This is a genomic window from Pseudomonas sp. JS425, assembly GCF_018223845.1.
Classification (GTDB): Bacteria; Pseudomonadota; Gammaproteobacteria; order Pseudomonadales; family Pseudomonadaceae; genus Aquipseudomonas; species Aquipseudomonas asiatica.
In genome coordinates this window covers 2,104,387-2,117,436 of record NZ_CP073661.1, presented here as the reverse complement: position 1 = coordinate 2,117,436, position 13,050 = coordinate 2,104,387, and the positions used below count along the sequence as shown (strand labels likewise).

At 65.4% G+C, this 13,050-nt stretch carries 13 protein-coding genes; 4 read left to right on the top strand and 9 right to left on the bottom strand.

Annotated elements, in window-relative coordinates; translation table 11 throughout:
- The first annotated feature begins 26 nt into the window (after positions 1-26).
- Positions 27-1,025, top strand: coding sequence for an alpha/beta hydrolase (locus KDB76_RS09735; protein WP_013971817.1), 999 nt, complete (start codon positions 27-29; stop codon positions 1,023-1,025).
- A 130-nt stretch (positions 1,026-1,155) separates the two neighbouring features.
- On the opposite strand, the gene KDB76_RS09730 is transcribed toward KDB76_RS09735, so the two are convergent.
- From KDB76_RS09730 to KDB76_RS09705, 6 genes are all read right to left on the bottom strand, one after another.
- Positions 1,156-1,737, bottom strand: a complete 582-nt coding sequence (locus tag KDB76_RS09730) for a DinB family protein (protein WP_013971816.1) — start codon at positions 1,735-1,737, stop codon at positions 1,156-1,158.
- A 14-nt stretch (positions 1,738-1,751) separates the two neighbouring features.
- On the bottom strand, positions 1,752-2,858 hold the full coding sequence (gene zapE / locus KDB76_RS09725; protein WP_013971815.1) for a cell division protein ZapE: 1,107 nt from the start codon (positions 2,856-2,858) through the stop codon (positions 1,752-1,754).
- Positions 2,859-3,062: 204 nt separating this feature from the next.
- Positions 3,063-4,211 (bottom strand): PQQ-dependent sugar dehydrogenase, encoded by a 1,149-nt coding sequence (locus KDB76_RS09720; protein WP_013971814.1) that lies wholly within the window; start codon positions 4,209-4,211, stop codon positions 3,063-3,065.
- Positions 4,212-4,234: 23 nt separating this feature from the next.
- Positions 4,235-4,552 (bottom strand): hypothetical protein, encoded by a 318-nt coding sequence (locus KDB76_RS09715; RefSeq protein WP_013971813.1) that lies wholly within the window; start codon positions 4,550-4,552, stop codon positions 4,235-4,237.
- A gap of 185 nt (positions 4,553-4,737) precedes the next feature.
- Complete coding sequence (gene speB / locus KDB76_RS09710) at positions 4,738-5,703, bottom strand: agmatinase (RefSeq protein ID WP_013971812.1); 966 nt, start codon at positions 5,701-5,703, stop codon at positions 4,738-4,740.
- 25 nt (positions 5,704-5,728) lie between these two features.
- Complete coding sequence (locus KDB76_RS09705; protein ID WP_024086599.1) at positions 5,729-6,808, bottom strand: extracellular solute-binding protein; 1,080 nt, start codon at positions 6,806-6,808, stop codon at positions 5,729-5,731.
- Between the two features lie 102 nt (positions 6,809-6,910).
- Between KDB76_RS09705 and KDB76_RS09700 the strand changes: the two genes are divergently transcribed.
- A complete protein-coding gene (locus tag KDB76_RS09700; protein ID WP_023661939.1) occupies positions 6,911-7,801 on the top strand; it encodes a LysR family transcriptional regulator in 891 nt (296 codons plus the stop codon).
- Between the two features lie 114 nt (positions 7,802-7,915).
- On the opposite strand, the gene KDB76_RS09695 is transcribed toward KDB76_RS09700, so the two are convergent.
- Together KDB76_RS09695 and KDB76_RS09690 are read right to left on the bottom strand one after the other, a co-directional pair.
- Complete coding sequence (locus KDB76_RS09695; RefSeq protein WP_024086598.1) at positions 7,916-10,342, bottom strand: TonB-dependent receptor; 2,427 nt, start codon at positions 10,340-10,342, stop codon at positions 7,916-7,918.
- A gap of 226 nt (positions 10,343-10,568) precedes the next feature.
- Positions 10,569-11,690, bottom strand: coding sequence for a sigma-70 family RNA polymerase sigma factor (locus tag KDB76_RS09690; RefSeq protein WP_013971808.1), 1,122 nt, complete (start codon positions 11,688-11,690; stop codon positions 10,569-10,571).
- Positions 11,691-11,825: 135 nt separating this feature from the next.
- Between KDB76_RS09690 and KDB76_RS09685 the strand changes: the two genes are divergently transcribed.
- Positions 11,826-12,308 (top strand): LEA type 2 family protein, encoded by a 483-nt coding sequence (locus KDB76_RS09685; RefSeq protein ID WP_013971807.1) that lies wholly within the window; start codon positions 11,826-11,828, stop codon positions 12,306-12,308.
- 18 nt (positions 12,309-12,326) lie between these two features.
- Here the strand turns inward: KDB76_RS09685 and KDB76_RS09680 are convergent, their stop codons facing one another.
- A complete protein-coding gene (locus KDB76_RS09680) occupies positions 12,327-12,590 on the bottom strand; it encodes a hypothetical protein (protein WP_003256287.1) in 264 nt (87 codons plus the stop codon).
- Between the two features lie 129 nt (positions 12,591-12,719).
- Here KDB76_RS09680 and KDB76_RS09675 point away from each other — a divergent pair, with 129 nt between their 5' ends.
- Positions 12,720-13,040, top strand: a complete 321-nt coding sequence (locus KDB76_RS09675) for a DUF883 family protein (protein WP_013971806.1) — start codon at positions 12,720-12,722, stop codon at positions 13,038-13,040.
- The last annotated feature ends 10 nt before the right edge of the window (positions 13,041-13,050 follow it).

Genomic DNA, 13,050 nt, shown 5'->3' with positions numbered 1-13,050 from the left:
TACATGGCCCTACACGGAGTGCCCCCATGCTGCGCGCAACCGCCCTGGCCCTAGCCTGCCTCGCCGGCAGTTCGGCCATCGCCGCCGAATCGCCCACCTATGGCCCCCAGCTGGAGGGCTTTAGCTACCCGCATCCGCTCAAGCATTTCGACTTCAAGTCCCAGGGCCAGGCCCTGCAGATGGGCTACATGGACGTGCCCGCCCAGGGCCAGGCCAACGGCCACAGCGTGGTGCTGATGCATGGCAAGAACTTCTGCGCCGCCACCTGGGAAACCACCATCGATGCCCTGAGCAAGGCTGGCTACCGGGTCATCGCCCCCGACCAGGTCGGCTTCTGCAGCTCCAGCAAGCCGGCACATTACCAGTACAGCTTCCAGCAGCTGGCGAGCAACACCCATGCCCTGCTCGAACAGCTGGGGGTGAAGCAAAGCATCGTGCTCGGCCACTCCACCGGCGGCATGCTTGCCACCCGCTATGCGTTGATGTACCCACAGCAGGTGGAGCGCCTGGCGATGGTCAACCCCATCGGCCTGGAAGACTGGAAAGCCCTGGGCGTGCCCTACCGCACGGTGGACCAGTGGTATGCGCGCGAGCTCAAGCTGGATGCCGAAGGCGTGCGCGAGTATGAGCGCAAGACCTACTACGCCGGGCGCTGGAAGCCGGAGTACGAGCGCTGGGTGCAGATGCTGGTGGGCCTGAACAAGGGGCCGGGGCATGAAGCGGTGGCGTGGAACTCGGCGCTGATCTACGACATGATCTTCACCCAGCCGGTGTACCACGAGTTCAAGGACCTGCAGATGCCCACCCTGCTGCTGATCGGTGACCAGGACACCACAGCCATCGGCAGTGATATCGCGCCGCCGGAGGTGAAAGCGAAGCTGGGCAAGTATGCAGTGCTGGGGCCGCAGGTGGCCAAGCTGATTCCCAAGGGTGAGCTGATTACCTTTGAAGGCATGGGGCATGCGCCGCAGATCGAGGAGCCGGTGCGGTTCAACCGTACGCTGGTGGAGTGGCTGGGCAAGTGAGCCAATAGTCGAGGGGCCGCTTTGCGGCCCTTCGCGGGCTCGCCCGCTCCCACAGGTACTGCACAGGTTTGGGAAGCTGTGCACTACCCGTGGGAGCGGGCAAGCCCGCGAAGGGCTGCAAAGCAGCCCCCTACACTTTCCAGACCTGCTCCTCGGTCCAGCCCAGCTCGGCAAAGTCCGCCGCCCGCAACCCCGCCTCTTCCTCGCAGAAAAACTCATCCAGCTGCGGCGGCCTCACTGCCGTGTCACTGAGCATCGCATGCACCTGCCCGCGGTGATGCACCTGGTGCTCGAACAGGTGCGCCAGCAGCCGCAGCCGTTGCTCGCGCTGCACCCGCTCAGGGCGCACGATGCTCACATAGCGCCCCAGCTCACCATCGCGCAGGCCCCGGCAATAGGCGATCAGCCGGTGATCGGCCTGGGCCTGTTCGGCATGCAGGTCGGTGCAGGTGGCAAACGGCTGTTCGGGGTCGAAGAAGCGCTCGCCGTCGGCGTCGGGCTGCTCGCCACGCTGCTCGCACTCGAGCATGTGCAGGTAGAACCAGTCCACCGTCAGCAGGTGGTTGAGGGTGGCCTTGATCGACGGGAAGAAGCTGCAGCGCGGGGCGACGAATTCGTCCTGGGTCAGTTGCAGGCAGGCCTTGTACAGACGGTGGTTGGCCCAGCCATTGTTGTAGGCCTGGGTCAGCAGATGATGCGACAGCGGCTCCATGGTTCGGCTCCTTTTCAGGCGAAGCGTTGCAGTTGCATCTCCCGTAGCCGGCTCAGGGTCCGTTGGTACGGGAACGCCAGATACCCTTGAGTGTAGAGGGCATCCAGCGGCACCTGTGCCTCCAGGTACAACGCCACCCGGCGGTCGTAGCATTCGTCGACCAAGGCTATGAAGCGGCGCACCGCGTCGTCCTTGGGCGACAGCGCCGGCAGCTCGCGGTCGCCCGCTGCCACCCGCGCCGCAGCATCCTCGGTACCCCGGGCAATGCGCCCGGCCCGCTGTTCACCCCCCAGCGCCGGAATGCCCGACACCAGGATGGCCGGGAACCGGTCGCACAGAGCCATGAACTCCATGGCCGCCAGCGGCTGTTCGCACAGGTCGGTGAAACGGCACCAGATGGCCTGCGCGCTGCGCCGCACCACCTGCACCTGCCGGGAGCCGATCGCCAAAGGCTGATCGTGGCCGTCGTCGCCGGGGCTGAGCTGGCGGAACACCTCGCCCAGCTGGCTGGCCTGCCCCGCTTGCGCCACCCAGTAACGCTGGCGCTCAGCGCCGGGGTGCAGGCGGTGGTCCTGCTCGCCGGCTACCGGCAGCACCTGCATGTGCCGCTGGATGGCGGCGATGGCCGGCAGGAACCGCTCGCGGTTGAAACCGTCGCGGTACAGCTGCTCGGGTGGCTGGTTGGAGGTGGCGACAATCACCACGCCTTGGTCGAACAGTACCTGGAACAGGCGGCCGAGGATGATCGCGTCACCGATGTCGTTGACGAACAGCTCGTCGAAGCACAGCACGCGAATCTGCCCGGCCAGTTCCCCGGCCAGCGCCAGCAGCGGGTCGGCGGTGCCGTTGAGCTGGAACAGGCGCTGGTGGACCCAGGCCATGAAGTGATGGAAGTGCTGGCGCCGGCTGGGCACCCGCAGGCAGCGGTGGAACTGGTCCATCAGCCAGGTCTTGCCCCGGCCGACCGGGCCCCAGAGGTAGATACCCTGGGTGGGGCGGCCCTGTTCGACGGCCTGGAAACAAGCCTGCAACGCCTCGACGGCGCGGGCCTGGGCGGGGTCGGCGACATAGCCCTGAGTGGTCAGGGCCTGCTGGTAGAGGGAATGGGGATCGATAGCCATGCGGCATTCTACACGGCTGACACACCGCGGACCTTGTAGGAACAACGGTCTTGCCCAAATTCAAAAGGCTGCCGCGATCCCTGTGGGAGCGGGCGTGCCCGCGAACACGGGCGAAGCCCGTGCCATCCACCGCGGCGCCTGCTTCGCGGCGGTTCGACGCCTCGACACGCCCGCTCCCACAGGGGCCGCGTACAACAGTGGTGATCAGGCGTCGCCCAGGCCTACCTTGAGCAGCGCGCCGTCCTTGTCATCGGTCAGCACATACAGGTAGCCATCCGGCCCCACCCGTACATCGCGGATACGCGCCTTCAGCTCACCCAGCAAACGCTCTTCATGCACCACCTTGTCGCCATCCAGTTGCAGGCGGATCAGCTCCTGGGTAGCCAGCGCGCCAATGAACAGGTTGTGGTCCCAGGCCTTGAACCTAGGGCTGTCGTAGAACGCCATGCCGCTGATCCCCGGCGACTTCTCCCATACATGGTGCGGGTCGACCATGCCCTGCACATGCTCGCCCTTGGCCTCGGGGATCGGCAGCAGCGAGTAGTTGATGCCGTGGGTCGCAATCGGCCAGCCATAGTTCTTGCCGGGTTCGGGAATGTTGATCTCGTCGCCGCCGCGCGGGCCATGCTCGTGGGTCCACAGCTTGCCGGTCCATGGGTTGAGTGCGGCGCCTTGCTGGTTGCGGTGGCCGAACGACCAGATCTCCGGCCGCACATTGTCCTCGCCGACGAAGGGGTTGTCCCTGGGCACTTCGCCGTCCGGCAAGATACGCACGATCTTGCCTTGCAGCTTGTCCAGGTCCTGGGCAGTCGGGCGCTGGTTGTTTTCACCGAGGGCGATGAACAGGTAGCCGTCGCGGTCGAACACCAGGCGCGAGCCAAAGTGGTTGCCCTCCGACAGTTTGGGCTGCTGGCGGAAGATGACGTTGAAGTTTTCCAGCCGGGCGCGGTCCTGGGACAACTGGCCACGGCCGACCGCCGTACCGGCCTTGCCGTCACTGCCCTCTTCGGCGTAGGACAGGTAGACGGTGCGGTCCTTGGCGAACTCCGGCGACAGCACCACATCCAGCAAGCCGCCCTGGCCCTCGGCCCAGACCTTGGGTACACCGCTGATCGGCGGGCCGACCTTGCCTTCGGCATTGACCACCCGCAAGTTGCCGGCACGCTCGGTGACCAGCATGTCCTTGCCGCCCGGCAGGAACGCCAGGGCCCAAGGGTTGCGCAGGCCATCGGCCAGGGTGCTGACGGTCAAGGTGCCTTCTTCACTGCGAAACTGCTGTTCGGCCGCCGCCTGCGCCAGCAGGGGCAGGAGTGCGGCGGCGGTCAGGGTTACAAACCAGGGTGCTCGAAGCATGCAGGATTCCTTTCGTAGGGCGCTCATGGCGCGCGCGGGTTGCCGCGCGGTGGTCGGCTGGGCTCCAGGTTCGGGGTTTGCTGCTGGCGGCGCAGGTTGTCGCCATTGCCGATGCCGCGGTTGTCCAGGGTGGGCGTGCGCTGGTACGGGTCGGTGGACGGGCCGCGCACGGGAGGCGTGGCCGGCATGCTGCCCTGGCGGCTGTTGGGGTTGGCGCGCTGGATCGGGCTGTTGTAGGGGTTATTGTTGCCGGCGGCGAGTTGCAAGGGCGGCTCGGGGGCCGCTTGCGCGGGCAGGCACAGCACCAGGCCGAGGGCCAGGATGGGCAAGGTCGGGGTCATGCTTCACCTCCTGTACGAAAATGCCGCGCCTGGTGGGTTTGATAGCCTAAGGCGCGAAGGGTTCGCGGCAAAAAGTGTGAATGCGGGTGGAGATGATTCCTGATGTTTCAGTATGGGCCTTGGGGGCTGCTACGCAGCCCTTTCGCGACACAAGGCCGCTCCCACAAACCCCTACGGACGCCGAATTACTGGCCCTTGTCCACCTTGTGCCGCGCCGCATACAGGCACAGCATTTCCATCGCCAGGGTCGCCCCGGCCAGCGCGGTGATGTCAGCATGGTCATAGGCTGGCGCCACCTCCACCAGGTCCATGCCCACCAGGTTGATGCCGCGCAGCCCGCCAAGGATCTCCAGCGCCTGCACCGTGCTCAGCCCGCCGCATACCGGCGTGCCGGTGCCGGGCGCATACGCCGGGTCGAGGCAGTCGATATCGAAGGTCAGGTAAACCGGCCGCTCGCCCACCCGCTGGCGAATCGCCGCAATCACCGCCTCGGTGCCCTGCCGGTGCACCTGGCGGGCGTCGAGGATGGCAAAGCCCTGGCTGTCGTCATTGGTGGTGCGCAGGCCGATCTGCACCGAGCTGGCCGGGTCCACCAGGCCTTCGCGGGCGGCATGCCAGAACATGGTGCCGTGGTCGATGCGCTTGCCTTCCTCGTCCGGCCAGGTGTCGCTGTGCGCATCGAAGTGGATCAGCGCCAGCGGGCCATGGCGGCGGGCATGGGCCTTGAGCAGCGGGTAGCTGATGAAGTGGTCGCCACCCAGGGTGAGCATGGCGCAGCCTGCTTCCAGAATATGCGTGGCATGGGCCTCGATGCTGTCCGGTACCGACTGCGGGGTGCCGCTGTCGAAGGCGCAATCGCCATAGTCGATCACCGCCAGGTGGTCGAACGGGTCGAACGCCCACGGCCAGTGCCGGGCCCAGGCCTGCTGCACCGAGGCGGCGCGGATCGCCCGCGGGCCGAAGCGCGCACCGGGGCGGTTGCTGGTGGCAGTATCGAACGGCACACCACTGACCACCACATCGACACCACGCAGGTCGCGGCTGTAGCGGCGGCGAGAGAAACTGGTAATGCCGGCGTAGGTACTTTCCGCAGCGGTGCCATACAGGCTGTCGCGGGTCATGGCCTGGTCGTTGTTTGCGGCTTGCTCCACGGTCGGGTTCCTTTGTCGTTATCGGTTACTGGCGGCTGCGGAACGCGGTCCACAGGCGGTTGCGCTGGCGCAGGTCGGCCAAGGCCATGCTGCGGTCGGCATACAGGCGCTGGCGCACCGCGGCCGACGGGTAGATGTCCGGGTCATTGCGCACTGCTTCGTCCACCAGCGGCGTGGCCGCCTGGTTGGCGTTGGCGAAGAACAGCGTGTTGGTCAGTGCGGCGACCGACTCGGGCTTGAGCATGAAGGCGATGAACGCCCGCGCGGCCTCGGGGTGCGGGGCGTCCTTGGGAATGACCAGGTTGTCCTGCCACACCAGCGTGCCTTCGCGGGGGATGCGGTAGATCAGCTCGAACGGTTTGCCAGCGCGACGCGCCTGGTCGGCGGCCATCGCCGCATCGCCGTTGTAGGTCAGCGCCAGGCACACGCTGCCGTTGGCCAGGTCGCTGATCTGCCGGCCATTGGCGACGTAGCTGATCGACGGCTGCAGCTGGCTCAGCAGGTTCTGCGCGGCGGCCAGGTCGTCCTTGTCCTGGCTGTAAGGGTCCTTGCCCAGGTAGTTCAGGGCCACGCCGATCACCTCCTGGGGCGAGTCGGGCATGGCAATGCCGCAGTCCTTCAGCCGGCTGGCGTACTCGGGCTTGAACAGCAGGTCGAGGCTGTCCAGCGGTACATCCCCCAGGCGCTGGCGCACCGCTTCCACATTCACCCCCAGGCCCAGGGTGCCCCAGGTGTAGGGCACGGCATGGCGGTTGCCGGGGTCGGCATCGGCGAGCTTGGCCAGCAGGTCCTTGTCGAGGTTGGCATAGCCGGGCATGGCCTGGGGATCGAACGGCTGCAGGGCATTTGCCTTGAGCGCCCGGGCCAGTACGGTTGACGACGGCACCACCACGTCATAGCCGCTACCACCGGTCAGCAGCTTGGTTTCCAGCACTTCGGTGGTGTCGAAGGTGTCATAGCGCACCTTGTAGCCGGTTTCCCGCTCGAAGCGCTGGAGGGTTTGCGGGGCGACATAGTCGGCCCAGCTGTAGAGGTTGACGACCTTTTCTTCGGCCTGCAGCGGCAAGGCCAGGACCAGGGACAGCAGGCACAACGATCGACGCATGGCGAACACCTCGGCAAATGGGTGGATGCCGCGAGCATGCCAACCGGGTTACATTGCAGGAATGGCAAGTTTACAAAGCTGACATTCATCAGGAGCAATGTAATGCTCGGACAAGTGCACGACCCCGACCTGCACCTGCTGCGGCTGTTCGTCACTGTAGTCGAGGCCGGTGGTTTCAGCGCCGCGCAAGGCGTGCTGGGCTTGAGCCAGCCCACCATCAGCCAGCGCATGGCGCAGCTGGAAGCGCGGCTGGGCTACCGCTTGTGCAGCCGCGGCAAAGGTGGCTTTCACCTGACGGAAAAGGGCGCGTTGTTGCTGGACGCCGCCCGTGGGCTATTGCTGAACATCGAACAGTTTCGCCAGCAGGCCAATGGCGTTGCCGGGCGGCTGCTGGGGACCGTGCGCATAGGCATGGCGGAGAGCCAGGACAAGGCGGTGAGCCTGAAGCTGGCGGCGGCCATTGCGGCGTTTCGCAGGCGCGAGGAAGCGGTGCAGCTGGAACTGATCAGTGCGCCACCGGCAGAGCTGGAGCGCTTGTTGCTGGAGCAGCGGCTGGATTACGCCATCAGCTACTTTTCCGGCAACCAGGCAGCCTTCGACTACCAGCCGCTGTTCCAGGAGCGGCAACGGCTGTATTGCGGCAAGGGCCATGTGCTGTTCGGTGAGGCTGGCGTTGGCCGGGAGCGGTTGCTGGCGATGGACCAGGTGCGCCATCCGTACCGGTTTCTCAAGGGCGGTGAGCCGTTCCAGAGCCAGCGCAGCATGGCGGTGGCGGAGCAGATCGAGAGCGTGCTGACGTTCATTCTGTCGGGGCGGCATATTGGCTATCTGCCATGCCATTGTGCGCAAGCTTGGGAGGCTGAGGGGCTGTTATGGGCGCTGGACCCGGGGTTGGACTTTGTGGTGCCGTTTACCCTGGCCAGGCACCGGGCGCAAGCGGTTGGCGAGGCACAGCAGGCGTTTGCGCAGGATTTGCTGGCGTCGTTTGCCTGAACCGGCCTCTTCGCGGGTAAACCCGCTCCTACAGGGTTCTCACACAGCCTGAGGGCTGCGCCGTGCCTGTGGGAGCGGGTTTACCCGCGAAGAGGCCGGGACAGACAACACCCATCAGTAAGCCATGCTCCAGGTCAGCGTGTAGGTACGCCCGCGCCCCTGGTAGTCATACAGGTACGCCGGCCCGTAGGTCGGCGAGTAGAACAGCGTCGCACGCTGCCCCCAGACCGTGCTGTATTGCTTGTCCAGCAGGTTCTGGATGCCGGCGCTGAAGGTGCCGAAGCCGGTATCCTGGCTGCCCAGCAGGTCGAAGGTGGAGTAGCCGTCGATCTCGTGGTCGGCATCGTCCTTCAGGCTGAAGGCATGGTTGGCCTGTAGCCGCGCACTGCGGCCATCGCCCTTCCAGCCGACGAACGCGGTAGCCTTGGACAACGAGGCATAGCGGGCATCGCGCTTGATCCAGCCGCCATCGACATCCTCCTCCTCGGAGCGGGTCAGGTGCAGGGTACCACCGGTTTCCCAGCCGGTCTGGAAGTGCCGGGTCAGCGCGCCCTCAAAACCGAAGTCGCGGCTTTTCTGGTCTTCCACATTGATGGTCAGCGTCTGCGAGTCGACGTTGATGATCTTGTCCGACCAGATGTAGTACAGCGCCGCCTGGGCATCCCAGTCCAGGTCGGCATAGCGCCAGCCCAGTTCCACCTGGCGGCTCTTGATGCCGGCCAGCGGGTTGTCGGCCACGCTCAACCCGGGCTTGCCGTAGTACTTGGCCGGGTCGGGCAGGTCGAAGCCTTCGCCGTAGTTGGTCCATACCTGGTGGCCATTCTTGAAGTCGTAGATGGCACCGACGTTGAACAGGTTGACCTGGTAATCGTTGCTGCCACCCGGCACACCCTTGAAGTCGCTGACGTCCACATCCATCTGCTGGCGCCGGGCGCCGCCGGACAGGGTCAGGTTATCGGTGGCATGCCAGTCCAGCTGCGCGTACACCGACACGCCATCGACCCGGTAGCTGGGGTAGCGCGCGGCCTTGCTTTCCTTTTCCAGCTCCAGGCCACCCGACTCGGACGACGTCTGGGCGTTGAAGGTGGTCTGCTCGGCATTGAAGCGCTCGCGGTCCAGGTCGACGCCGTAGGTCAGCTTCAGCGCGTCCCACTGCTTGGCGAACAGGCCCTTGAGGCTGGTGACTTCGAAGTTTTGCTGCGAGGCGGCGAAGTACACCCCGCGCGAGCCGGTGGGCGTGGCGCGGTTGTAGTACGGGAACGGGTAGAAGTTGTCGTCTTCCTTGCGGTAAGAGGCCTGCAGGTAGAAGTCCTGCCCCAGCACGTCGGTGTGGTGGTAGTTGGCGTTCAGCAGCAGGCGCCGGGTGCGCGGCTCCAGGTCCGACGAGTAGCCGCTACGCAGTTCGGCGTCTTCCAGGTCGGACGGGGCGTTGTAATTCAGGTTGGGGAAGTAGATACCGGTACTGCCATGGTTGCCCGAGTCATAGTACTGGGCCAGCAGGTCGAGGCTCTGCTGGTCGTTCAGTTGCATCCCCAAGGTGCCGAGCACGTCGATGGTGCGGTTGTATTGCAGGTCGGTCTGGGTGTTGTCGATGAAGATCTGGTCGCCGGCGCCGTCGTAGAAGGCTTCGTTCTGCTCGCCGGAAACCCCCAGGCGGGCGTTGAACCGTTCGTTGCCGCCACTGATCGACTGGGCGAAGCGGGTGGCCAGGTCGTCGCTGTTGTTGAAGCCGCTGCTGGCACCGAGCTGGGTCTCGAAACGCGCCGGGCCGGGTTCGCCCTTCTTGGTCACGATGTTGATGATGCCGCCGGTGGCGCCACCACCGTAGATGGCACTGGCGCCAGACAGCACTTCGACGCGCTCGACGTTGAACGGCGAAATGCTGTCGAACTGGCGTGACAGGCCGCGCGAGCTGTTCTGGCTGACCCCGTCGATCATCACCAGCACATTGCGCCCGCGCATGTTCTGGCCGTAGTTGGTACGGCCTTCCGGCGCCAGGTCGAGGCCTGGCACCAGCTTGCCGATGGCTTCCTTCAGGCTGACGCCGCTGTCGATCTGCTCGCGCAACTGCTGCTGGTCGACCACCCACACGGTGCCGGGGATTTCACTGATCGCGGTGCTGGTGCGCGAGGCCACGCTGACCTCGATCGGCTTGAGATTGACCGCCTGCGGCGCAGCGTCGGCCTTGCGCAGGGTCACCGTGCGGGCATCGCTGAAGTGCCAGCTCATGCCGCTGCCGGCCAGCAACTGCTGCAGGGCCTGCTCGATGCTGTAGCTGCCCTGCAAGGCCGGGCTGGATTGGCCGGCGACGTCGCCGGTGGTGTACAGCAGGTGCAGGCCGGCCTGGTCGGCGAACGTGGTCAGGGCGTGGTCCAGCGGCTGGGCCGGCAGGTCGAGCTGGACCTGGCGGGCCTGAGTCTGGGCCTGTTCGGTGGCGGTCGAGGCAAACACCTGCAGCGGGCCGACCAGCATGGCCAGGGCACTGCAGGACATCAGGGCATGGTGAAGCGGACCGCGGCGGCGGTGCAAGGGCTTGAGCATCAGAGGCACGAATGAGCTTCCTGACAAGTCGTAAATGAGAATTGGTTGCTGATCAGTCCCACTACGACGATCTGGCTTGCAGGAACTTGCAGTGCAAGATAAAAAATTTTTCCTGTGCCGGCCTCTTCGCGGCTAAAGCCGCTCCTACAGGGATCTCCACAGCCTTCCAGACCTGTGCAGTACCTGTGGGAGCGGCTTCAGCCGCGAAGAGGCCGGCACAGGCGAATCAATGAACCACGGCCAACCACGGCAGGTAGGTCACCTTCAGCCCATAACGCTGCTCAAGGGTCCGCAACAGGGCCTCCGGCTCATCGAGGTCGAACACCCCGCTGACCTGCATCGCCGCCAGCTTGCTATCGGACAACACGATCCGCCCATGCCGATAACGCTCGAGCTCCGCCAGCACCTGCCCCAGCGGCTTGCCGTTGAAGATCAGCTTGCCGCGCTGCCAGGCCATCTGCGTGCCGGCATCGGCCGCTACTGCCAGTTCATGTTCGCCAACCTTGGCTTCGCCATGGGCCAATACCACGCGGCCATCGCGACGCACGCTGAAGGTGGCCGCACTCCCCTGCACCCGCTCACCGGCCGTGTCGACCACAAAGGGCCGTGAATCATCGGCGGTCTCGAACAAGGCCTCACCAGATTCCAGCACCACCCGCCGCTCACGGTCGCTGAACACCACGCTCAGGGCTGTGGCACTGTTCAGCGTCACCCGCGTGCCATCTGCCAACGTAATCACCTGTCGCTCACCTACCCCGGTGTGGTAATCCGCCAGCAGCATTGGCGCCTTCTGCCAACCCGCCACACCAACGGCCAACACCAGTGCAGCAGCCACCCCCGCCTGTTTGAGCCAGTTGCGGCAATGGCGCAGGGCTTGGCCGATGTATTTCGCCACCATGCTTTCGGAAACCCCCAGGCGCTGCGCGATCTGCGCCTGGGTCAGGCCGTCGACGCGGTTGAGCAACAGCGCCTGGCGGGCATTGTCGGATAGCTGCAGCAGCGCCTGGTCGAGGATCTGCAAGCGCTCCCGGGCCAGCAAGGCCGCTTCCGGGGCCGGCGCCGGGCAGGCGACCTCACCTGCCCGCTCGCTGTCGTCGTGGCTGGCGGCAATGCGCTGCTCGCGGCGCAAGGCATCGATCGCCAGGTTGCCGGCCACGCGGAAGATGAAACTGCGCGCGTGCAGCACCGGCACCGCCTGCTGGTCGATGTTCACCAGCTTCAGGTAGGTTTCCTGCGCGACATCGGCAGCGCGCTGACGGTCGCTCATGCGCCGGGTCAGGAACTGAAGCAGGTCGTCGTAGTGCTCCTGGAAGCTTGCCAGCAGGCCCGGCGCGGGAGAAGTCAGCATGGGTTCGGGAACGGCCAGTAGGAGAAGTTATCGGGCGTTAATGAGAAACAGTATCTTTCATCTGGGCGGTGACTTTCAACGTCGACGCGTATTTGCCACACTGCCCATTCGCCCACTCTGGCAAGGTCGCACTCCATGGCTGCCCGTCTGCACCGCTACGCCCGCCTGTTCCTGGTCCTGCTGCTGGCCTGCGGCCTGGGGGCCTGTGCGCTGTTCCAGGCACGCGACCCGGTCAATATCAGCGTGATCGGTATCGAGCCGCTGCCCGGGCAGGAGCTGGAACTGCGCATGGCGGTGAAGATGCGGGTACAAAACCCCAACGAGGCGCCGATCGACTACAACGGCATCGCCCTGAACCTGGAGGTGAACGGCCAGCCGCTGGCTGCCGGGGTGAGCGACCAGCAGGGGCACATCGGCCGTTATGGCGAAGCGGTGATCGTGGTGCCGGTGAGCATCACGGCGTTTTCCTTCCTGCGCCAGGCCTATGGGCTGGGCCAGGTGGACTCGCTGCAAGGCCTGCCCTATGTGCTGCGCGGCAAGCTGGCCGGCGGGCTGCTGGGGACCGTGCGCTTTACCGACGAGGGCAAGCTGGACCTGCCCAAGGGCGCCTACTGGTAGGCGCCTGGCGGGGTGTGATCAGCGGCTGGCGCTGGCTGCGGCCATCAGCTTGTTGACTTCGCTGCGCACCATGTTGGCGTATTCGGGCGGCGACATGCCATCCAGCTCGGCGCGCACCCACTCGGCCCATTTGCCTTTGCGCCGTGGTTTCTCGGCGATCAACCGTGCCGCTTCGCCCTTGGCCTTGCCCAGGTTGTTCTGCCACAGCTCGAACAGCCGGGCCTTCTCTGCCTCGATCTGCGCCCGTTCCTCGAAGCTCATGTTGGCCAGATTGAAACTCATGAAGGTACCTGCAGGTTTGAAAATGGCCGCTATCTTACACCCAGGTACTGCAACAGCCCAAAGCCGCCGCAACTTTCCCGACGCGCCGGCATCCATTGTTCAAGCCACACCATCGACGAGGACGAGTTCATGGCCCGGAAAAACGCCCCGCTGACCGACAGCGATCAGATCAAGGACCAGGTATTCAGCGAACTGCAGGCGCTGATCGAAGAGTCGGAAAAACTGCTGAACGACAGCGCCGCCCTGGTGGGTGACGAGGCGGAAACCCTGCGCACGCAGGTAAGCCTCAAGCTACGCCAGGCGCGCAATGCCGCCGACAAGGTACGCAGCAAGGCGCAACCGGTGATGGACGCTACCCAGGACTATATCGGTGGCCACCCGTGGCAGACCGTGGCCATTTCCGCTGGCCTCGGGCTGGTGGTCGGCCTGCTGCTGGGCCGCCGTCACTGACGCCTGGGCC